The sequence below is a fragment of the Modestobacter sp. SYSU DS0875 genome, assembly GCF_054050915.1.
Genome location: NZ_JBJHAH010000026.1, coordinates 1 through 20,455 on the forward strand (window position 1 = coordinate 1; position 20,455 = coordinate 20,455).

The 20,455-nt window shown below is 74.5% G+C and carries 19 protein-coding genes and 1 other RNA gene; 15 read left to right on the forward strand and 5 right to left on the reverse strand.

What is annotated here, in order from left to right:
* The first annotated feature begins 306 nt into the window (after positions 1-306).
* The 9 genes from ACI79Y_RS14950 to ACI79Y_RS14990 all read left to right on the forward strand — a co-directional run bounded on the left by ACI79Y_RS14950 (position 307) and on the right by ACI79Y_RS14990 (position 8,789).
* Positions 307-1,302, forward strand: coding sequence for a GNAT family N-acetyltransferase (locus tag ACI79Y_RS14950; protein ID WP_457159240.1), 996 nt, complete (start codon positions 307-309; stop codon positions 1,300-1,302).
* 19 nt (positions 1,303-1,321) lie between these two features.
* The gene (locus ACI79Y_RS14955) at positions 1,322-2,203 is read left to right on the forward strand and encodes a hypothetical protein (RefSeq protein ID WP_457159241.1); all 882 of its coding nucleotides are present in this window, start codon (positions 1,322-1,324) and stop codon (positions 2,201-2,203) included.
* A gap of 261 nt (positions 2,204-2,464) precedes the next feature.
* Complete coding sequence (gene corA / locus ACI79Y_RS14960; protein ID WP_457159242.1) at positions 2,465-3,634, forward strand: magnesium/cobalt transporter CorA; 1,170 nt, start codon at positions 2,465-2,467, stop codon at positions 3,632-3,634.
* A gap of 1 nt (position 3,635) precedes the next feature.
* The gene (locus tag ACI79Y_RS14965; RefSeq protein ID WP_457159243.1) at positions 3,636-4,181 is read left to right on the forward strand and encodes a GNAT family N-acetyltransferase; all 546 of its coding nucleotides are present in this window, start codon (positions 3,636-3,638) and stop codon (positions 4,179-4,181) included.
* A gap of 75 nt (positions 4,182-4,256) precedes the next feature.
* Positions 4,257-4,632: a transfer-messenger RNA gene (ssrA, locus tag ACI79Y_RS14970) on the forward strand.
* A gap of 170 nt (positions 4,633-4,802) precedes the next feature.
* Entirely contained in the window at positions 4,803-6,431 is a 1,629-nt protein-coding gene (locus ACI79Y_RS14975; protein ID WP_457159244.1) for a sodium-dependent transporter, read from the forward strand.
* Positions 6,428-6,562 (forward strand): methionine/alanine import family NSS transporter small subunit, encoded by a 135-nt coding sequence (locus ACI79Y_RS14980; RefSeq protein WP_457159245.1) that lies wholly within the window; start codon positions 6,428-6,430, stop codon positions 6,560-6,562. The genes ACI79Y_RS14975 and ACI79Y_RS14980 overlap by 4 nt, the downstream gene beginning before the upstream one ends.
* A gap of 327 nt (positions 6,563-6,889) precedes the next feature.
* Complete coding sequence (locus tag ACI79Y_RS14985; RefSeq protein ID WP_457159246.1) at positions 6,890-7,726, forward strand: hypothetical protein; 837 nt, start codon at positions 6,890-6,892, stop codon at positions 7,724-7,726.
* A 61-nt stretch (positions 7,727-7,787) separates the two neighbouring features.
* A complete protein-coding gene (locus ACI79Y_RS14990; protein ID WP_457159247.1) occupies positions 7,788-8,789 on the forward strand; it encodes an aldo/keto reductase family protein in 1,002 nt (333 codons plus the stop codon).
* Between the two features lie 49 nt (positions 8,790-8,838).
* Here ACI79Y_RS14990 and ACI79Y_RS14995 read toward each other — a convergent pair whose 3' ends face one another.
* From ACI79Y_RS14995 to ACI79Y_RS15005, 3 genes are all read right to left on the reverse strand, one after another.
* The gene (locus tag ACI79Y_RS14995) at positions 8,839-9,381 is read right to left on the reverse strand and encodes a superoxide dismutase family protein (protein WP_457159248.1); all 543 of its coding nucleotides are present in this window, start codon (positions 9,379-9,381) and stop codon (positions 8,839-8,841) included.
* A 111-nt stretch (positions 9,382-9,492) separates the two neighbouring features.
* Positions 9,493-11,034 (reverse strand): glucosylglycerate hydrolase, encoded by a 1,542-nt coding sequence (gene ggh / locus ACI79Y_RS15000; protein WP_457159249.1) that lies wholly within the window; start codon positions 11,032-11,034, stop codon positions 9,493-9,495.
* A gap of 78 nt (positions 11,035-11,112) precedes the next feature.
* Positions 11,113-12,504, reverse strand: coding sequence for an APC family permease (locus ACI79Y_RS15005; protein WP_457159250.1), 1,392 nt, complete (start codon positions 12,502-12,504; stop codon positions 11,113-11,115).
* Between the two features lie 186 nt (positions 12,505-12,690).
* Here ACI79Y_RS15005 and ACI79Y_RS15010 point away from each other — a divergent pair, with 186 nt between their 5' ends.
* The 3 genes from ACI79Y_RS15010 to ACI79Y_RS15020 all read left to right on the forward strand — a co-directional run bounded on the left by ACI79Y_RS15010 (position 12,691) and on the right by ACI79Y_RS15020 (position 14,441).
* Positions 12,691-13,938 (forward strand): EAL domain-containing protein, encoded by a 1,248-nt coding sequence (locus ACI79Y_RS15010; RefSeq protein ID WP_457159251.1) that lies wholly within the window; start codon positions 12,691-12,693, stop codon positions 13,936-13,938.
* Between the two features lie 43 nt (positions 13,939-13,981).
* Positions 13,982-14,164, forward strand: a complete 183-nt coding sequence (locus ACI79Y_RS15015; RefSeq protein WP_457139672.1) for a DUF1059 domain-containing protein — start codon at positions 13,982-13,984, stop codon at positions 14,162-14,164.
* Between the two features lie 100 nt (positions 14,165-14,264).
* On the forward strand, positions 14,265-14,441 hold the full coding sequence (locus ACI79Y_RS15020) for a DUF1059 domain-containing protein (protein ID WP_457081925.1): 177 nt from the start codon (positions 14,265-14,267) through the stop codon (positions 14,439-14,441).
* Between the two features lie 11 nt (positions 14,442-14,452).
* Here ACI79Y_RS15020 and ACI79Y_RS15025 read toward each other — a convergent pair whose 3' ends face one another.
* Positions 14,453-15,481 carry a potassium channel family protein gene (locus ACI79Y_RS15025; protein ID WP_457159252.1) on the reverse strand — a complete coding sequence of 343 codons (1,029 nt, stop codon included), beginning with the start codon at positions 15,479-15,481 and terminating at the stop codon, positions 14,453-14,455.
* Positions 15,482-15,541: 60 nt separating this feature from the next.
* Complete coding sequence (locus tag ACI79Y_RS15030) at positions 15,542-16,021, reverse strand: MarR family winged helix-turn-helix transcriptional regulator (RefSeq protein WP_457159253.1); 480 nt, start codon at positions 16,019-16,021, stop codon at positions 15,542-15,544.
* Between the two features lie 118 nt (positions 16,022-16,139).
* Here ACI79Y_RS15030 and ACI79Y_RS15035 point away from each other — a divergent pair, with 118 nt between their 5' ends.
* The 3 genes from ACI79Y_RS15035 (at position 16,140) to ACI79Y_RS15045 (ending at position 20,425) form a co-directional block, all read left to right on the forward strand.
* Positions 16,140-18,230 (forward strand): MMPL family transporter, encoded by a 2,091-nt coding sequence (locus ACI79Y_RS15035; RefSeq protein ID WP_457159254.1) that lies wholly within the window; start codon positions 16,140-16,142, stop codon positions 18,228-18,230.
* Positions 18,227-19,075, forward strand: a complete 849-nt coding sequence (locus ACI79Y_RS15040) for a patatin-like phospholipase family protein (protein ID WP_457159255.1) — start codon at positions 18,227-18,229, stop codon at positions 19,073-19,075. Before ACI79Y_RS15035 ends, ACI79Y_RS15040 begins: the two co-directional genes overlap by 4 nt.
* 189 nt (positions 19,076-19,264) lie before the next feature.
* Positions 19,265-20,425 carry a glycerophosphodiester phosphodiesterase gene (locus tag ACI79Y_RS15045; RefSeq protein ID WP_457159256.1) on the forward strand — a complete coding sequence of 387 codons (1,161 nt, stop codon included), beginning with the start codon at positions 19,265-19,267 and terminating at the stop codon, positions 20,423-20,425.
* Positions 20,426-20,455 lie beyond the last annotated feature (30 nt).

Below are 20,455 nucleotides of genomic sequence, written 5' to 3' on the forward strand. Positions count from 1 at the left end.
CCCCCCCCCCCCCCCCCCCCCCCCCCCCCCCCCCCCCCCCCCCCCCCCCCCCCCCCCCCCCCCCCCCCCCCCCCCCCCCCCCCCCCCCCCCCCCCCCCCCCCCCCCCCCCCCCCCCCCCACGACTGTCGGTGGGGTACGGATGGCCCGGCTCCGCTCGTGGTCCGCTCACTCCTGGTGGGCAGACCACGACTGCCGAGGGGGCGGCGCAGCCGGTCCGGCGGCGCAGGTGCCGGGGTGCTCGCGATCCCCGCCCGATCGGTGCCGCAGGCGCGTGCACCCGGGCGCACCCGATAACGTCGACGCCCGTGCCCGACCTCACCCTCCCCGCCGGACTGACCGCCCGCCCGATCCGGCCCGACGACGTCGGCGCCGTGGCGGCGCTGCTCGGAGCAGCCGAGGAGGTGGACGACACCGGCGTGCACGAGTCGCCGGAGGACCTCGCCGGCGCCTGGCTCAACGAGCTGGTCGACCTGGCGCACGACACCCGGCTGGTGACCACGACGGACGGCGCCGTCGTCGGGTACGCGACCGCGATCGCCCCGCCCACGTTCCGGGACGCCTACGGGGTGCACCTGCAGGGGCGGGTGCACCCGGAGTGGCGGGGCCGCGGCATCGGGCGGGCACTGCTGGCCTGGCAGCTGGCGCGGGGCGAGCAGCTGCACGCGCAGCGGCACCCGCAGGCGCCGGCCCGGCTGACCGCGACCGTGTACACGACCATGCCCTCCCTGGAGGCGCTGCTCCGCCGGGCCGGGCTGGTGCAGGTGCGCTGGTTCTTCCACATGGAGCGCCCGCTCACCGACCTGCCGCCGCGGCGCCGGCTCGACGGTGTCGACCTGGTGCCCTTCACCTGGGACCGCGACGAGCAGGTGCGGCTGGCGCACAACGCCGCCTTCACCGAGCACTACGGCTCCAGCGAACGGGACGTCGCCTCCTGGCAGGTGATGTTCACCGGGCAGCGGAACTTCCGTCCCGACCTGTCGCTGCTGGCCGTGGAGAACGGCGAGGTGCTCGGCTACGCGCTGGCCTACGTCTCCGAGGCGACCGCCGCGGCCACCGGTTCCCGGGAGAGCTACTTCGGTCAGATCGGGGTGGTCCCGTCGGCCCGGGGCCGGGGGATCTCCAAGGCGGTGATCATCGAGGCGCTGCACATCGCCGCGGCGCGGGACTGCCGGACCGCCGGGCTGGAGGTCGACAGCGAGAACGTGACCGGCGCGCTCGGGGTCTACGAGAGCCTGGGGTTCACCACCGCCCGCACGCAGGTCTCCTGGTCGCGGCTGCTCGAGCCGGTCGCCGGGGCCTGAACGGCGTACCGTCGGGGTGATGCGGACCTCGCTGCGCGTCCTCGCGGCCACCGGCCTGACGGTCGGCGCTGCGCTGGTGGCGCCCACCGCGGCGGCCGCCGCCGAGCGCCCGGACCGCGGTGACCCCGTCGGCTACGACGTCTCCTACCCCCAGTGCCGGTCGGAGCTGCCCGACGACGCCGCGTTCGCCGTCGTCGGGGTCAACGGCGGGCTGGCGACCACACCGAACAGGTGCCTGCCCGAGCAGTGGGCCTGGGCGACCGGGGCCAGCGGGGAGGTGCCCGGGCAGCCGCCGGTGCAGTTCTACGTGAACACCGCCAACCCCGGCCAGGTGCGTGACCAGGTGACCACCTGGCCCGAGCTGGGCAGCAACCGCTACGGCGTCTGCGACGGCGGGAACAGCGCCGCCTGCTCCTACGAGTACGGCGTCGCCCGGGCCGCGGGCGACGTGCGGATCGTGCTCGCCGCGGCGCGGGAGCTGGCCGCGGAGCTGGACGACGACGTCCCGGCCGACATCGCCGCCGTGCGGGACGTGGCCGACCTGGCCGGGTACCGCTGGTGGCTCGACGTCGAGACGATGAACACCTGGCAGGCCGGCGGCGCCGATGCGAAGCGGAACAACCGGGCCACGCTGGAGGGCATGGCCGACCACCTCACCGCGCTGGGCGGTGAGGTGGGCGTGTACTCGACCGGCTACCAGTGGCGGCAGATCGCCGGCTCGGTGCCGACGGGGAGCAGCCTGACCGGCCTGGACAGCTGGCTGGCCGGCGCCGACGACCGCGCCGACGCCGCGCGGATGTGCCGGTCGGCCCCGCTCGTCGACGGCGGTGAGGTGACGATGGTCCAGTACGTCGTCGGCCGGCTGGACCACAACCGGGCCTGCACCCCCGCCGGGGACTGAGCCGGCGTCGCCGGGTGTTCATCACCCGGACGGGCGCCCGGGGGTGCGGCGCCCGCCCCGGGCGTGTCACGATGGACGACGGCCCGCTGATCCACGCCGGCCCTGTGGGACCTCCGGGAGGTGACTGGTCGTGCGCACCGAACCCCCCAGTTGCAGTCCCGAGGTCCCCACCTGCTGATCCGCCCGGTCACCGTTCGACCCGGCGGCCGTGCGGCGGGGACCTCCTCGGCGTCCTGATCCAGCAGCCCTCGGGAGTCCCTCGTGACCGACCGTCGCCGTGCCACCACCCGCAGCGCGCCCCGCGCTGCGCTGTCCACCCTGACCCGCCGCGCCCGCCCGCTGCTCGTCGTCCCGCCGCAGGACCCGCCCCCGGGCCCGGTCGCGAACGGGGCCACGCCGTCCGGCCCGTCGCGGATCATCGACAACGCCGTCTACTCGGGCGGACGGCGGATCGCCACCCCCGACACCGCGGAGGAGAGCCACGAGTGGCTCACCGAGGGCTTCGACGACCGCATGGTCTGGCTCGGGCTCTACCGCCCGCAGCCGGCCGAGCTGGGCGAGCTCGCCGAGCAGTACGGCCTGCCGGACCTGGCCGTCGAGGACGCGATCCAGGCCCACCAGCGGCCCAAGTTCGAGCGCTACGGCGACACGCTGTTCGTCGTCCTCAAGGCCGCCCGGTACGTCGACGCCACCGAGGAGGTGGAGTTCGGCGAGCTGCACCTGTTCCTCGGCAAGGACTTCGTGGTCACCGTCCGGCACAGCGAGTCCCCCGACCTGACCCGGGTGCGGCGGCGGCTGGAGAGCACCCCGGAGCTGCTGGCCCGGGGGAGCGAGGCGGTGCTCTACGCGATCCTGGACGCCGTCGTCGACGGGTACGCGCCGGTGGTCACCGGGCTGGAGAACGACATCGACGAGATCGAGGCCGAGGTGTTCCGCGGCGACCCGCAGGTGTCCCGGCGCATCTACGAGCTGTCCCAGGAGGTCGTGGACTTCCAGCGGGCCTGCCAGCCGCTGACCGGCATCCTCGCCGCGATCACCGCCGGGTTCGAGAAGTACGGCGTCGACGAGGAGCTGCGCAGCTACCTGCGCGACGTCGCCGACCACGTCACCCAGGTCAACGAGCGGATCGAGGGCTTCCGGCTGCAGCTGCGCGACATCCTCACCGTGAACGCCACGCTGGTCGCGCAGCGGCAGAACGACGAGATCCGCGAGCTGACCGTGACCAGCATCGCCCAGGGCGAGGAGGTCAAGAAGATCTCCGCCTGGGCGGCGATCCTGTTCGCGCCCAGTCTGGTGGGGGGCGTCTACGGGATGAACTTCGACAACATGCCCGAGCTCGAGTGGTACTACGGCTACCCGTTCGCGCTGGTGCTGATGTTCATGGTCAGCCTCACGCTGTACCTGGTCTTCAAGCGCCGCGACTGGATCTGAGGTGGCCGACCGGCTGGAGGCCGCTCCGCCGGAGCGGCTGGCGACCGACGGCGTCGTCCTGCGGGCGATGACGGTGGCGGACTGGCCGCTGGAGCAGGCGCTGTCCCGCGACCCCGAGGTCATCCGGTGGACCACCCACCCGCCGCACCTGGACGAGGCGACCGCGCGGCAGCGGATGGCGGACGTGGTCGACCGGGCCCGCCGGCGGCTCGGCCAGCGCTACGCGGTGTGCCCCGTCGAGGACGGGGCCGAGCGCCAGGCGGTCGGGATGGCGGCCCTCACCGTGGAGCGCTCGCCCGAGCCGTCGGTCGGGTACGCGCTGCTGCCGGCCGGTCGCGGGCGCGGGCTGGCCGTCGCATCGGTCCGACTGATGACCGACTGGCTGCTGTCGGTGGGTCACCCGTGCGTCCAGCTGGGGATGCTGCCGGACAACGAGGCCAGCGTCGCCGTCGCCGCCCGGGCCGGCTACCGCGACCGGGGGATCGAGTCCGTGTCGCGGCCGGACGGGTCGGTGGGCCGGGTGCGCTGGTGGGAGCGCCGGGCCTGACCTCCCGCGGCGGATCGGGACGGCGGGGAACACGGGCGGCCCGGCAGCCGTTACCCTGGTTGCACAACTACACAGGGGGGCGATTGGTCTCGACTGCGGTCGTTTGACCAGGGGAAGCGAGCCGAGGAAGGCAACGATGATCTCGTTAACCATCCGTTGCAAAAAACACAAGCGCCGATTCCAATCAGCGCGACTTCGCTCTCGCTGCCTGACGGCAGCTAGGCGAGTCTGTCAGCCCGGGTTCGTCATCGGCCCGGATCCTGGCATCAGCTAGATGACTCACCGCACGCACCGGTCGCGGGTGCGTGCGGGACACCACACAGCGACTGGGCCCGTCATCCTGACTCGTTCGTGAGATCAGGAGGGCCGAGCAGAGGCAGAGCGAACTGCGCTCGGAGAAGCCCTGGTGATGCGTCGCAGGACGCGGGTTCGATTCCCGCCGCCTCCACCCCTCATGTCGACGAACCGCCCCGGACCCCAGAGGTCCGGGGCGGTTCGTCGTCTGCGGTGGGTCCGCGGCAGCCGACGGGCCCGGGCCCTGGCATCCTCTCCCCATCGGCGGGACGCCGACCGCTGCGCTCCGTGCAGGCCGGCTCGGCGGACCAGGACACAGGAGGTCGGATGAGCACCGCGGGGCGGGCCACGGAACAGGCCGAGGTGGAGCGCCGGCGTGGCGGGTTCAGCTCCCGGCGCGTGTTCATCCTGGCGGCGATCGGGTCGGCCGTCGGGCTCGGCAACATCTGGCGGTTCCCCTACGTCGCCTACGAGAACGGCGGCGGCGCCTTCCTGCTGCCCTACCTGGTGGCCCTGCTGACCGCCGGCATCCCCTTCCTGCTGCTGGACTACGCGATGGGGCACCGCCACCGCGGCTCCGCGCCGCTGTCCTTCGCCCGGCTGCGCCGCGGCACCGAGGGGCTCGGCTGGTGGCAGGTGGGCATCTGCTTCCTCATCGCGATCTACTACGCCGCGGTGCTGGCCTGGGCGCTGCGCTACACCTTCTTCTCGCTCGACCAGGCCTGGGGCGCCGACCCGGACGGCTTCTTCTTCGGTGAGTTCCTCCAGGCCGGTGCCCCCGGGGTCACCGCCGACGTGGTGCCCGGCGTGCTGGTGCCTCTCGCGCTGGTCTGGCTGGCCGTCCTGGTGATCATGGGGCTCGGCGTGCAGCGGGGCATCGGGGCCGTCTCGCTGGTCTTCATCCCGGTGCTGGTGCTCGCCTTCGTCGCCCTCGTCGTCCAGGCGCTGCTGCTGCCGGGCGCCGGGGAGGGCCTCGACGCGCTGTTCACCCCCGACTGGTCGGCGCTCACCTCGGCCTCGGTCTGGGCCGCCGCGTTCGGGCAGATCTTCTTCTCGCTGTCGGTCGGCTTCGGCATCATGATCACCTACGCGTCCTACGTCCGTCGCCGCGAGGACATGGTCGGCTCCGGCCTGGTCGTGGGCTTCTCGAACTCCAGCTTCGAGCTGCTCGCCGGCATCGGCGTCTTCGCCGCCCTCGGTTTCATGGCGCAGGCCAACGGGGCTGCGGTCGACGAGGTCGCCAGCGGTGGGATCGGCCTGGCCTTCGTCGCCTTCCCGACGATCATCAGCGAGGCCCCGGCCGGCGCCCTCCTCGGCGTCCTGTTCTTCGGGGCGCTGGTGCTCGCCGGCATCACCTCGCTGATCAGCGTGATCGAGGTGGTGATCTCGGCCGTCCGCGACAAGTTCGACACCAGCCGCCTGACCGCGACCCTCGCGGTGGGCGTTCCCGCCGCGGTGCTGAGCCTGGTGCTGTTCAGCACGACGAGCGGGGTCTACGTGCTCGACATCGTGGACCACTTCGTCAACCAGTACGGCATCCTCGTCGTCGCCCTGGTCAGCATGCTGGTCCTCGCCTGGGTGGTCCGGGCCCTGCCCGTCCTCGGCGACCACCTCAACGTCCACGGCCGTCCCCGTGTCGGCACCGGCTGGCGGGTGCTGACGAGCATCGTCGCCCCGGTCGGCCTGGCCATCGTGCTCGTCTTCGCCCTGCGGGACGACCTCACCGCCCCCTACGAGGGCTACCCGACCTGGATGCTGCTGGTCCTCGGCTGGCTGCTGGTCGTGGCGCTGCCGCTGGTCGGCTTCCTGCTCGCCCGGGGGAAGTGGCGCCCGGGCACCCACCTGGACGGGCCACCGCCGGGCTCCGACCCGGCGGCGCCGCTGGACACGACGACCCCCAGCACGACGGACCCGGGCCGCCCGGCGACCGGCCACCACGAGGGAGGGCCCCGATGAGCACGGACGCGATCGTGATGATGGTGGTGGCGATGGTGGTCATCTGGGGCGGCCTCGCCCTGGCCGTCGTGAGCCTGCTGCGCCACGGCGCCGTCGAGGACCGCTCGGAGAACCTGCACCGCGACTCCTGACGCGGCACTCCTGCGCCGGGTCTCCTGCGCCGGGTCTCCTGACCCGGGCGGACGACGGACGCGGCCCGCGGTCGTCCGTCCGCCACGCACCGTCACCGGCTCCCGGGGAGGAGTCCGTCCACGGCCAGCGCGGTCCCCGGTGGGCGCGTGGGCGTTGTAGCTGGTTAAGCTGCCGCTCCCTCGATCAACGGCTGATGTTCGCTTGCTGTTCACTCATGGTCCCCCGTGCGGTGCCGGCGTCCGTCAGCACCGGGAGTGACGATGTTGACCAGCCTCAGCAGCCCAGCGCACAGGTCCGCGACGGCCCGGCGACCCGGGCACGCGACCGTGGCCGCGATCGACCGGGACGCCGTCGACGACGGGTTGCCCCGTTCCCTCGTGCGCGCCGTCGGCTGGATCCCCGTGGCCGGGGTCGCCGTCGCCGTGCTCCTCCTCGCGGTCGCCCGCCCGCTCTACTACACGGTGCTCCGCGAGGACAACGTCGTGGAGTGGCTGCAGTTCGCGGTCTGCCTGCTCGCCGCGGTCCTCGCTGCCGCGGCGGCCGCGCGCCTGGCCGGCCGGCGGGAGCTGCTGCCGGCCGCGCTGCTGATCGCCGTGGCACTGGGCGCCTTCGTGCTGGCCGGGGAGGAGATCTCCTGGGGGCAGCGGGTGTTCGCCTTCGACACCCCGGGGGAGCTGGCCGCGGTGAACCAGCAGGCGGAGGTGAACGTCCACAACGTGCGGGTCGCCGGGGAGTTCAGCCTCCAGGCCGTCTTCAAGGCCGTGTCCTGGCTCATGGGCGTCGGAGGGCTGGCGCTGGCCCTGCTGGTGCGCGGGCCCCGGCCGGTGCTGCACGGGCCGTTCTGGACCCGGGTGACCCCGCCGCTGTGCGCCGTCCCCGGCTTCCTCGGCATGGCGCTGTACTGGCCGGTCGCGCTGGGGCTCCCCGTGCTGCCGCCGCTGACCCGGTTCCAGGAGTGGGTCGAGTTCGGGTTGCACCTGTCGATCGCCGTCACCGTGCTGTGCATCCACCTGCGGTCGGCCGACCGTGCGCCGGCGTCCACCACCACGCGGCGGGCCTGGACGCTGCCGGTGGTGACGCTCGCCGTCGTCGTCGTCCTGACGCTCGTCTTCGCGGCGCTGACCGCCCACCACGGCATCGTGCCGATCAACGCGCGGACGTGAGCGCGACGCACGCACGGCCCCGGTGCGTGCGAGCGCGTCCCGCCCGGGTAGGACGTGCGGCATGGAGTTCCGACACCTGGGCCGCAGCGGCCTGAAGATCAGCGAGATCACCTACGGCAACTGGATCACCCACGGCGGTCAGGTGGAGGCCGACGCCGCCCACGCGTGCGTGCGCGCCGCCCTGGACGCCGGCATCACCACCTTCGACACCGCCGACGTCTACGCGGGGGGCCGGGCGGAGGAGGTGCTGGGCGCCGCGCTCGCCGGTGAGCGGCGCAGCGGCATCGAGATCTTCAGCAAGGTCTACTGGCCGACGGGGGAGGGCGTGAACGACCGCGGCCTCTCGCGCAAGCACGTGCTGGAGTCGATCGACGGCTCGCTGCGCCGGCTGGGCACCGACTACCTCGACCTCTACCAGGCTCACCGCTACGACCACGAGACCCCGCTCGAGGAGACGATGCAGGCGTTCGCCGACGTCGTCCGCAGCGGCAAGGCGCTGTACATCGGCGTCTCCGAGTGGCGGGCCGACCAGATCCGCGCGGCCAAGGCCCTCGCCGACGAGCTGCGCATCCCGCTGGTGTCCAACCAGCCGCAGTACTCGGCGCTGTACCGCGTGCCCGAGGCCGAGGTGATGCCCGCCTGCCGCGAGCTGGGGATCAGCCAGATCGTCTTCTCGCCGATCGGGCAGGGCATCCTCACCGGCAAGTACCAGCCGGGTCAGCCGCCGCCGGCCGGGTCGCGGGCCACCGACGAGAAGGGTGGCGGCGCCACCTTCATCTCGCGGTGGATGAACGACGACGTCCTCACCCGGGTGCAGGAGCTCAAGCCGATCGCCGACGACCTGGGGCTGTCGATGGCCGCCCTCGCGGTGGCCTGGGTGCTGTCGGAGGAGAACGTGGCCGCGGCGATCATCGGCGCCAGCCGCCCCGAGCAGGTCACCGACAACGTCAAGGCCGCCGGCGTCCGGCTCGAGGCCGACGTCAAGGCCCGCATCGACGAGGTGCTGGCGCCGGTGGCCATCACCGACCCGGCGCTCACCCAGAGCCCCAACCCCCGGCCCTGACGTCCCGTCCCCGCCCCGGGGCCGATCCGGCTCCGGGGCGGGGAACCGCTCAGCCGCCGACGGCGGCGCAGGCGAGGGCCTCGGTGTCCTCGCCGTCGGCGCCGACGGCGTGCACCAGCACCGCCGTCCCGTCGTCGGCCAGCAGGGTGTCCAGATCGACCTCCGGCACCACAGCGCTCAGCTGACCGGCGCCGTCCTCGCCGACGACGAGCTGTGAGAGCTCGATGCCGGGCAGTGCCGGGCCGACGCCGGTCCAGTCGCCCACGCCGGTGGGGTCGCCGGAGGTGGCTGGCGCGTCGCAGTCGGCGGTCTCGTGCAGCGACACCGGGTGCTCACCCGCGGGCAGGCCGGTGGCCTCCACCAGCACCTCCATGCCGGTCTCCGCGTCGGTGAACGTCACCTGGCCGGCGCTGCCCCCCTCCGGGTCGACCAGGTAGGCGCTCTCCTCGACCGGGACCGTCGGGGTGTTCTCCAGCTCGGTGGCGTCCTCGGGGGAGAAGTCGCCGCCCACTCCGGTCTGGCTGCTGTCGTCACCGCAGGCGGCGAGCAGCAGGACGGCGGTGGCGACCGGGACGAGGTAGCTGCGCGGCACGGGGGGCTCCTCAGGGGTGCGGTGAGCGGGCGCTGTCCGGGGTGCCCCGAACCGCGCACCGAGGCACCCGCCGGCCGACGTTCGTCACCGGATCGTCACCGGCCGCCCGGCTCAGTGCGGTCGCTGCTGCGGCTGCGGCAACGTCGCCGGGCCGTGGCCGTGGCCGTGGCCGTGGCCGTGCGCCGGCCGGTGACCGGCGATCCGGCCGTGCTGGCCCGCCTGGTGTGCGGCGCGCTGCGCCGGGGTGATCCGGGGCAGCTCGCTGGTCAGCCACCGCACCGGACGTCGCTGCGCCGGCCGGCGCGCGGCCAGGAAGTCCAGCGCGATCGCCGCCGTCCACGACTGGTCCCGGCTGCCCAGCGTCTCGCCGGTGACCGGCTCGTAGTACTCCGCGAAGTCGCAGTCGATGAGCTGGGACAACCCGGCCAGCCGCAGCTGGTTGGCCGCCTCCTGCTCTCCGGAGCGGTTCAGCGCCCAGGCCATCAGCCAGTTCAGCACCGGCCACTGCGGACCGCGCCAGTAGGTGCGCTCGCGGAAGTCGGCCGACGCGGGGGACACGGAGGGCACCACCGGCCAGCGCAGACGGGAGTGCCCGCACCACCGCGGCCCCAGCAGCAGGTCGCGCTGCCGGCGGGTGACCCCCTCGTCGCCGCCGCAGAGCAGCGGGGCGAACCCGGCTGCGCTCTCGACCTGCAGCCAGTGGCCGGTGCGCAGGTCGAGGTCGCGGGCCAGCCCGGTGTCCGGGTCCACCGACCGCAGCACCCCGGTGCGGAACCGCCGGGCGATCGCCCGGGACTGCTCGACGCCGCCGGCCGAGCCGCCGCCGATCCCCAGCTCCTCGCCCATGTCGGCGAGCAGGTCGCTGGCGGCGGCCAGCAGCGCCGACACCAGCACGTCGCCGACGACGAAGTCCCCGGTCGCCCGGTAGGCGGTGTCGTCGTAGCGGGTGCGGACCTTCTGCTCCAGCAGCCAGAGGTAGCGGGCGTACTCGGCGTCCGAGGGGCGCTGCGAGGGGTCGGCGACGTGGGCGAGGTCGGCGCGCACGAACGGCGGCATGTCCGGCTGCGGGTGCACGTTGGCGTAGGGCACGTCCCAGCGCGGCGAGTCGTCCATCCCCGACTCCCAGCCGTGGTGGATCTCCACCAGCCCGTAGCTGTAGGGGTCGCGGGCGGTGGCCAGGTACTGGTGCCAGGCCAGCCACTGGTCGAAGGTCTCCCGGACGAAGTCCTCGGCCAGCTGCTGGTCGGTGCCACCGCGGCGCCGGGCGTCGTGCAGGATCCGGGACAGCGCGATGACGTGGATCGGCGGCTGGCAGATGCCCGAGGTCAGCACGGTGGCCGGGCGAGCGGCGGCCACCTGGGTGCGCCAGCGCTCGGGACCGGGGAAGTAGTCGCTGGGCTGGTGGAACAGGATGTGCGGGATCATGCCGGTCGCCCACTGGCCCGAGAGCAGGCTGCGCAGCTCGTCCAGCGCCCGGGGCACCGACACGGTGGCGATGCCCAGCGCCACGAACCCGGCGTCCCAGCTCCACATGTGCGGGTAGAGGGTGGGGGAGGCGACGGTGAACCGGCCACGGTCGTTGGCCCGGAGCACGTAGCCGGCCCGGCCCGCCATCAGGCCGACCTCCACCGCACTGGGCTGCGACACGGTCATCTGCGGTCCCACTCCTCTCGCCGGTCGGTGCGATCCTCCCCCGCCGGGGCGAGGGTCGCGCCGCTGTTCACGCAGAAGTCACGAACGAGTCGTTGACCGCTCCGCCCGGGGCGCCACGCCCCGGTTCCCCCACCAGGGTGCCTGGGCCAGCGCGTACACGAGCACCCCGGCCGCCAGGAGCACCCCGGCCAGCAGCCAGGTGCGCGTCTCCTGCTGCCAGAGCAGCAGCACGCACGAGGCGATCGCCAGCACCGGGAGCACCGCCGGCGCGCGGTAGTGCGGCTCGTCGACCCGGTCGCGGCGCAGCACCAGCACCGCCGTGTTGGTGCTGAGGAACACCAGCAGGAGCAGCAGGACGACGGTGTTGGCCAGCGCACCCAGGTCGCCCACGAGCGTCAGCCCCATCGCCACCGCGGTGGTGACCACGATCGCCACCCAGGGCGTGCGGCGGCCGGGCAGCACTCGGCCCAGCGCCGCCGGCAGCAGCCGCTGCTGGGACAGTCCGTAGACCATCCGGCTGGCCATGATCATCGTCAGCAGGGCGCCGTTGGCGACGGCGATCAGGGCGATCGCGCTGAACAGCTCGTCCGGAACGCCGAAACCGGTGGCGCGCACGACCTCCAGCAGCGGGCCGGACGACCCGGCCAGCTCGTCGGCCGGCAGCACCACCGAGGCGGCCAGGCCGACCAGCACGTACACGACGCCGGCGGTCACCAGCGCGCCGAACAGCGCCCGCGGGTACACCCGGCGCACGTCGCGCACCTCCTCGGCCACGTTGGCCGAGGTCTCGAAGCCGACGAAGGAGTAGTAGGCCAGGAGCGCCGCGGCCAGCACCGCGGTGCCGGCGGAGACGCCCTCGGGGAACTCGACGACCCGGGCCGCGTCGCCGTCGCCGCGGCCGAACACGATCGCGCCGAGGACGACGACCAGCAGCAGGCCGGACACCTCGACGACCGTCATCACCACGTTGGCGCGGACCGACTCCTTGATGCCCCTGGCGTTGACCAGCGCGACCAGCAGCAGGAAGGCGATCGCGGCAGGGGTGGCCGGCACGTCGAGGAAGACCGCCAGGTAGTCGCCGGCGAAGGCCAGGGACAGACCGGCGGCGCTGGTCACGCCGGCGGCGAGCATGCACCAGCCGACGAGGAAGGAGACCACCGGCGAGCGGTAGGCGCGCTCGGCGAAGACCGCCGACCCGCCGGCGCGGGGGTACTTGGTGACCAGCTCCGCGTAGGAGGCGGCGGTGAGCAGGGCCAGCAGCAGGGCGACCAGCAGGGGCACCCAGAGCGCGCCGCCGACCTCGCCGGAGATCTCCCCGACCAGCGCGTAGATCCCCGCCCCCAGGACGTCGCCGAGGATGAACAGGTACAGCAGCTTTCCGCTGACCGCTCGGCGCAGGGCCCCGCCTCCGCCCACGTCCTGGGTGTTCTCCCCGGCCGTGTCGTCGCCGGCAGTGGTCTCCTGGCTCATCCCCAGGACTCTGGGTGGCGGCCCGGTCACCGGCAACCGGAGCGTTCCGCCGCCCGGCCCCGGCGTGCCCCGACCGGGTGACCCGGCTCCGCCACCGCTCCCGGTGCCGGCGCGGGCTCGGGCAGGCTGGTTGCACCGGCGAACGGTCCACGGACGGGCCCGCGCCGCGATCAGGGAGGGTGGCCGGTGACGGCAGCGACCAGCAGCGTCCCCGACGTGCGCACGGGCGCGGCTCCGGAGGGGGGCTGGGCCGCCGCGCTGGCGGCGGTGCTCGCCGACCCCGCCCAGCCGGCGCTCGTCTTCCAGCCGATCGTGGACCTGCGCCGAGGCGTCGTCGCCGGCTACGAGGCGCTGTCCCGCTTTCCCGCCGCCCCCGGGATCGGCCCGGACCGGTGGTTCGCCATGGCCGACGAGCTGGGGCTCGGCGCCCGCCTGGAGGGCCGGGTCGTCGCCGCCGCCCTGCGCGCCCGCGAGGGCCTGCCGGCGGGCTGCTTCCTGTCGGTGAACGTGAGCCCCCACCTGCTCACCGAGCCGGAGGTCGCCGACGTGCTGCTGGCCGCCCCCGACCTCGGCCGGCTGGTGCTGGAGCTCACCGAGCACGTGCCCGTCGGCGACCACGAGCGCCTCACCGCGCTGCTGTCCCGGCTGCGCGCGGCCGGAGCGGCGATCGCACTCGACGACGCCGGCTCGGGCTACTCCGGGCTGCAGCAGCTCGCGCTGCTGCGCCCCCAGTTCGTCAAGCTGGACCGAGCGCTGGTCGACCACGCCGACCGCGACGAGGCCAAGCTCGCGCTGGCCGAGCTGCTGGGCACCTACGCCGGACGGCTGGACGCGTGGCTGCTGGTGGAGGGGATCGAACGGCCCGAGGAGCTGGCCGCGTTCGTGCGGCTGGGGGTGCCGCTGGCCCAGGGCTACCTGCTGGCCCGGCCCGCCCCCGGCTGGCCGCAGCTGGACCCGGGGGTCGCGGAGCTGCTGCGGACGATGGCCGGGCGGGTGCACCAGGTTGACACGATCGGCTCGCTGGTCGAGACGGTGCCCTCGGTGGCCGTGGGCGACCTGGCCGGCGACCCCGCGGGGGAGCTGGCGGTGGACCTCGCCGAGGCCCGGGCACGCTTCGCCGCCGACGCCGGCCTGGACGTGCTGGTGACCGTCGACTCGCTGGGCTGCCCCACGCACCTGGTCCGGCCGGCGACGCGGGACGGCGACGCCCCGGGCGAGCTGCAGGTCGTGCCGATCAGCCTGCGGGTGCGGCCGGAGGCCCAGCTGGTCGAGGTCGCCACCCGGGCGATGACCCGGGTGGCCCCGCGGCGGTTCGACCCGGTGGTGTGCGTCGGCGACGGGGGCCGGCTGCTCGGCCTGGTCCGCCCCGAACGGATGACGCTGCGGCTGGCCGAGCTCAAGGGCGGGGTCCTGGCTGCCGACGCAGCACGGTGAGTCGTCCCCCCGCCGTGCAGCGGCAGAACCCCGGAGGTCCCCGGTGAAGCAGTTCGACTGCTCGGACATGGTGCCCGGTTGCGGAGGCAGCTTCCGCGCTGCCACGGCCGACGAGATCGTCGCCCTCGGCCGGGTCCACGCCGCCGTGCACCACGGCATCGTGGGCGAGGCCTACACCCCGGAGATCGAGGCCGCGGTCCGTGGCCTCATCCGCGACGTCGGCTGAGCCTGCGGCTCCCCGAGAACAGGGCGGCGCGTCGACGGTCGACGTCCGCCGCGACACCCGGTGCCGCACGGCTGCGGCCCAGAGATCACGGAGGAACCCGGTGAAGGAGTTCGACTGCGCCGACGTCGTCCCCGGCTGTGGAGCCAGCTTCCGCGCCCCGACGGCAGAGGAGCTGCTGCTGCACGGGCGCGTGCACGCCGAGCACGGCCACGGCAAGGGGGCCGCGGACATGCCCGGGGTCGACGTCGTCGTGGGGCGCGCGATCCGCGACGTCTGAGGCCGGCCGGCTCAGCCCCCCTCGGGGCTCCGGTGTGCCTTCACGACGACGAGGACGTCCTCGCTCTGCAGGGTGCCGATGAGCGGGTCGTCGAAGCGCAGCGTGCGCCCGCCCCGGGTCACCGACAGCACCACGTCGCGCAGCTGACGGGGACTCAGCCCCACCTCGGAGTGGGTGACCGTGCGCTGCTGCAGGTCCAGCCCGCGGCCGGCGGTGAGCAGGTCCTCCACCGCGGCCACCACCCGCGGCTGGTCGGTGGACAGGCCCAGCAGCCGGCCCGAGGTCGCCGCGGTGGTGATCACCGTGTCGGCGCCGGACTGGCGCAGCAGGCTGGCGTTCTCCTCCTCGCGGACGCTCGCGGTGATCGGGACCGTGGGGTTCAGCTGCCGCACCGTGAGCGTGATCAGGACCGAGGCGTCGTCCCGGTGCGCGGCCACGATGACGGCCCGGGCCTTCTCCACCGCTGACCGGCGCAGCACCTCGGTGCGCCCGGCGTCGCCGAGGATGCCGGTCAGGCCGGCCTCGGTCGCCTCCTCGATCATCCGCGGGTCGGTGTCGACCACCACGATGTGCTCGGCGTCGGTGCCGGTGGTCAGCAGCGCGCGGATGGCGCTGCGGCCCTTGGTGCCATAACCGCAGACGACGACGTGCTGGCGCACGCGGGACCTCCAGCGTCGAAGTCGGAACTCCTCCCGGGAGCGCGCGGTGAGCGCCTCCAGGGTGGTCCCGATGAGCACGATCAGGAACATGATCCGCAGGGGCGTGATCAGCAGGATGTTGACCAGGCGTGCGCCGGGCGTGACCGGGGTGATGTCGCCGTACCCGGTGGTGGAGAGGCTCACGGTGGCGTAGTACGTGGCGTCCAGGAAGCTGATCTCGCCGCCCTGGCTGTCCTGGTAGCTGTCCCGGTGCAGGTAGACGATCAGCACGGTGAGCATGAGCACGACGGCGGCGATGACCACCCGCCGCCACACCTGCTGGGCCGGGGACGCCTCGACGTGCGCGAGCTGGACGCCGGTGTGGTCGCCGTGGTTCAGCACGGAGCCGGCCCCTTCCTGGTCACCCGGGGGACGATAGCGACCTGAGGCGGCCCACCGCGCTCACCCGGGGTCGGCGGTCTCCTGTGGCGGCGCGGCCGGGCCGACGCCGGGGTTCTGGGCGACGTGGTCGAGCACCCGCTGGAGCAGCCCGTGCAGGGTGGCCGCCTCCGCCTCGGTCAGGCCCAGCGCCTCCGGTCGTCCCAGCTCCGCGAGCAGCGGGCCGGCGGCGGCCAGCGCGGCGTGCCCGGCGTCGGTGAGCCGCACGTCGATGCGCTGCCCCCGGCGCACCTCCTCCTGCCGCTCGATCCAGCCGGCGTCGGCCAGGCTGCGCAGCAGCGCGCTCATGCTCTGCGGGGTCAGCTGCAGCCGGCGCGCCAGCTCGGCGGAGGTGAGCACCCGGTCCCGGGCCAGGTGCACCAGGACGAAGAAGGTGTGCGTCCGCAGCCCGACCCGGGCCAGCTGCGCCGCGAACAGGCCGCTGACCGCAGCGCCTGCGCGGGCCAGCGAGTAGGCGGGGATGCCGCCGGGGTCCTGGGCCACCCAGCCGGGGACCCGTGGACGCGGACCGCCTCCGTCCGATGGGTGCTCCATGACGGGAGACCGTAGGTTGTGCTCCGAACCATCAGTTGACTGATGGTCGTCCGGGAGGGGGACGCGCGTGGGCCGACTGACCGACTGGGTGCTGCGGCACAGACGCCTGGTGGTGCTGGGCTGGCTGGCGGTGGCCGTCGTCGGCGGGGTGCTCGCCCCGCGCACCATCGACCGGCTGGGCTTCGACTTCTCCACCCCGGGCCAGCCGGCCCACGAGACGAACGTCGACATCCAGCAGCGGTTCGGCAACGGCGGTGGCACCGATCCGCTGCTGGTCGTCGTCACCGCACCCGAGGGGGCCCGGGTCACCGACGCCCCCGACGAGCTGGCCGAGCTCTACGGCCGCCTGGAGCAGCCCGGCTGGCGGGTGGCCACCCCGCTGGACGGCGGCCCCGGCGCCGACGGGCTGATCGGCGAGGACGGCCGGACGGCGGTGGCGCTGGTCTGGCCCCCGGTGGTCGACGGGCCGGCGCCCTACGCCGCCGCCCTCCCGCAGCTGGAGGGCAGCCTGCAGGGGGTGACCGTGGCCGGCGCCGAGCCGGTGGTCACCGGCCGTGACGTGCTGGCCGAGGGCGGCGGGGAGCAGCGACCGATCGTGGTGGAGATCGCGCTGGGCGCGGGTGGTGCCATGGTCGTGCTCGCCCTGGTCTTCGGGTCGCTGCTGGCGCTGGTGCCGCTGCTGATGGCCGCGGTCGCGATCGCCACCACGTTCCTGCTGGTGCTCGGGCTGACCACGCTCACCGACGTCAGCTTCATCGTGCAGTACCTGGTCGGCCTGATCGGGCTGGGCGTGGCCATCGACTACTCGCTGCTGGTCGTCTTCCGCTGGCGGGAGGAACGGGCGGCCGGCGCGGACGACGACGAGGCGATCCGCACCGCGATGCGCACCGCCGGCCGTGCCGTGGTGTTCAGCGGCGTGACCGTCGCCATCTCGCTGCTGGCCCTGGTGGTGCTGCCGCTGCCGTTCCTGCGCGCGGTCGGTTTCGGCGGGTTGTTCATCCCGCTGGTCAGCGTGCTGGTCGCGCTGACCCTGCTGCCGGCCGTGCTGGCCTCCGTCGGCCGCCGGCTGGAGTGGCCGCGACGCCGGCCGCCGGCGGCGGAGAGCCGGCTCTGGCACCGCATCGGCAGCGTCGTGGTGCGCCGTCACTGGGTATCGGCGGTGCTGGCGACGGCCCTGCTGGTGGTGCTGGCCCTCCCCGTCCTGGGCATCCGGCTGGGTTCGCCCGAGGTCGGCGCGACCGCGGGCGGGTCGAGCCCGGCCGCCACCGCGTTCCGTCAGGTCGCCGACGCCGGGCTGTCGGCGGGGCTGGCGCGCCCGGTCGAGGTGCTCACCGGCGACCGGGACGCTGCCGTCGCCGCCCTGGCCGACGTCCCGGGGGTGGTCGGGGTGCTGGCGCCGCCCGGCGACCCCTGGGCGCGGGCCGGGTCCGGGCTCGTCGACGTGGTGCTGGCCGCCGACCCGTCGTCCGCGGCCGGCCGGGCCGCGCTCACCGCGGTCCGCGCGGCCGCCGACGACCTGCCGGGCGCGCGGGTCGGCGGGACCGCGGCTGGCGACGCCGACTCGGTCGACGCCGTGTACGGCAACGCCTGGTGGGTGCTGCTGCTGGTCGTGGGGGTGACCTTCGCGTTGCTCGCTCCAGCGCTGCGCTCGGTCTGGCTGCCGGTCAAGGCGCTGCTGCTCAACGCCGTCTCGATCGCCGCGGCCTACGGGATGACCGTCTGGATCTGGCAGGAGGGCCACCTCACCGAGCTGCTGTTCGGCGCCAGCGCCACCGGCACGCTCACCTTCTGGGTGCCGGTGGCGGCGTTCTCGTTCCTGTTCGGCCTGTCGATGGACTACGAGGTGTTCATCCTGTCCCGCATCCGCGAGGGCCACGAGGCGGGCCTGGGCACCGACGAGGCGACCGTGCGCGGGGTGGCCCACACCGGGCGGCTGGTGACCTCGGCGGCGCTGATCCTGTTCCTCGCCTTCATCGCGCTGTCGACCGTGCCGGTGGTCGATGTGCAGATCTTCGCCACCACCCTGGCGCTGGGCATCCTGCTCGACGCGACCGTGGTGCGCGGCGTGCTCACCCCGGCGCTGGTCGCCGCGTTCGGCGAGGTGAACTGGTGGTGGCCGCTGCGGGGGAGGCGGCGCCGGGCCAGGATGGCCGGGTGAGCGAGCAGCGCAGGGCCCTGGTCCTCGGTGGCGGCGGGATCACCGGCATCGCCTGGGCGACGGGGGTGCTCACCGGGCTCACCGACGCCGGCATCGACCTGTCCGGTGCCGACCTGGTGGTCGGCACCTCCGCCGGGTCGGTGGTCGGCACCCAGCTGCGCAGCGGCGTCCCGATCGCCGAGCTGTTCGAGCAGGAGGTCGCCCCGCCGCGGCCGGGGCAGACGGCCCAGCTGGGCCGGCGCACGCTGGCCCGCTACGGGCTGGCGATGCTCCTGGCACGCCGGGACGACGCCGCGTTCCGCCGCCGGGTGGGGGCACTGGCGGTGGCCGCGGCCGACGGCGGGGCCACCCCCTCGGAGGCGGACTGGCGGGGCATGATCGCCGCCCGGCTGCCCGGGACGGAGTGGCCGGACCGGCCGCTGGTGCTCACCGCGGTCGACGCGGAGAGCGGGGAGTTCCGCACCTTCACCCGCGGGTCGGGCGTGGAACTGCTCGCGGCGGTGGCGGCCAGCTGCGCGGTCCCCGGGGTGTACCCGCCGGTGACCATCGACGGGCGCCGCTACGTCGACGGCGGGATGCGGTCGGCGGCCAACGCCGACCTGGCCACCGGCTGCGACCGGGTGGTCGTGGTGGCCCCGATCCCGCGGGGGAAGGGGCCGATCGCGGGGGTGGACGCGCAGGTGACCGGGATGATCAGCCGGGTCGCCGTCGTCGCGCCGGACGAGGGCAGCCGGGCGGCGATCGGGAAGAACGTGCTCGACCCGGCCGCCCGACCGGCGTCCGCCCGGGCCGGCCGTGCCCAGGCCGCCGCGGTCGCCGCGGAGGTCGCCGGGGCCTGGGGCTGACGCCACTCCGGTCCGGGCGCTGGCCCGGTGGGGGCACCCCGCGGCGCGACCCGCCGGGGGGACGCGCCGTCCGCGGCTGCCGGTTCACCCGTTGTTCGTGGTGCCCTGCCTGTGCGGCGGCTGAGGTCCCACTGTGCTGGGTGGACGGGCCGCCGGCGAGGGTCGCCGTCCGAGCCCGGAGGGGTTCCGATGAGCCGTACGTCCCGGCTGTCCGCCGCTGCGCTGACCGCCGTGCTCGCCGTCCTGCTGTCCCTGGTGGTCGCCCCGGCGTCCTGGGCCACCCCACCGGGCGGCGCCCACCACGGTGCCGACGCCGCCGAGGACCTGCTGGTCATCGGCCACCGGGGTGCCTCCGGCTACCGGCCGGAGCACACGCTCGCCTCCTACGAGCTGGCCGCCCGGACGGGGGCGGACTACATCGAGTGCGACGTGGTGAGCACCGCCGACGCCGTGCTGGTCTGCCGGCACGAGAACGAGATCTCCGGCACCACCGACGTGGCCGACCACCCGGAGTTCACCGACCGGCGGACCACGAAGACGGTGGACGGCGTCGAGCTGACCGGCTGGTTCACCGAGGACTTCACCCTGGCCGAGCTGAAGACGCTGCGGGCGGTCGAGCGGCTGCCGGAGGTGCGCGAGGAGAACACCCTCTACGACGGGCTGTTCGCCGTACCGACCCTGGACGAGTTCCTCGAGCTGCGGGCCGACCTCAGCCGCGAGCTGCGCCGGGAGGTCGGCGTCTACATCGAGACCAAGCACCCGACCTACTTCGACGGGGTGGGCCTCTCGCTGGAGGAGCCGCTGCTGGCCGACCTGCGGGAGGCTCGTCTGGACCGCCGGCACGCACCGGTGTTCCTGCAGTCGTTCGAGACGGCGAACCTCCGGGAGCTGCACGCGGCCCGGGTGCGGGTGCCGCTGGTCCAGCTGCTGTCGGCCAGCGGTGCCCCGGCGGACCTGGTGGCCGCCGGTGACCCGCGGACCTACGCCGACCTCTCCACCGCAGCCGGACTGGCCGCCATCGCCCGGTACGCCGACGGGGTGGGCCCGGAGAAGGCCCAGGTCATCCCGCTGCGCGCCGACGGCACGCTGGGCGAGCCGACGTCCTTCGTGGCGGACGCCCACGCGGTCGACCTGCTGGTGCACCCCTACACGTTCCGCAACGAGAACGCGTTCCTGCCCGCCGACCTCGACGAGGGCACCGACCCGGCGGCCTACGGCCGGGCGATCGAGGAGCAGCTGCGCTTCTGGGCGGCCGGGGTCGATGGGCTGTTCACCGACAACCCCGACACGGGCGTGCTCACCCGTGACCTGTTCCTCGGCGCGGACCCGGCCGCGGCTCCCGCCGCCTGACGCACCCTGCGCTCGGCGAGTGGCAGCTCA

Coding starts and splice junctions, on each gene's coding strand:
- ACI79Y_RS15045 (WP_457159256.1), top strand. CDS start 19,265: ATGAGCCGTACGTCCCGGCTGTCCGCCGCTGCGCTGACCGCCGTGCTC.
- ACI79Y_RS15005 (WP_457159250.1), bottom strand. CDS start 12,504: ATGAGCCAGGAGACCACTGCCGGCGACGACACGGCCGGGGAGAACACC.
- ACI79Y_RS14990 (WP_457159247.1), top strand. CDS start 7,788: ATGGAGTTCCGACACCTGGGCCGCAGCGGCCTGAAGATCAGCGAGATC.
- ggh (WP_457159249.1), bottom strand. CDS start 11,034: ATGACCGTGTCGCAGCCCAGTGCGGTGGAGGTCGGCCTGATGGCGGGC.
- ACI79Y_RS14975 (WP_457159244.1), top strand. CDS start 4,803: ATGAGCACCGCGGGGCGGGCCACGGAACAGGCCGAGGTGGAGCGCCGG.
- ACI79Y_RS14980 (WP_457159245.1), top strand. CDS start 6,428: ATGAGCACGGACGCGATCGTGATGATGGTGGTGGCGATGGTGGTCATC.
- ACI79Y_RS14955 (WP_457159241.1), top strand. CDS start 1,322: ATGCGGACCTCGCTGCGCGTCCTCGCGGCCACCGGCCTGACGGTCGGC.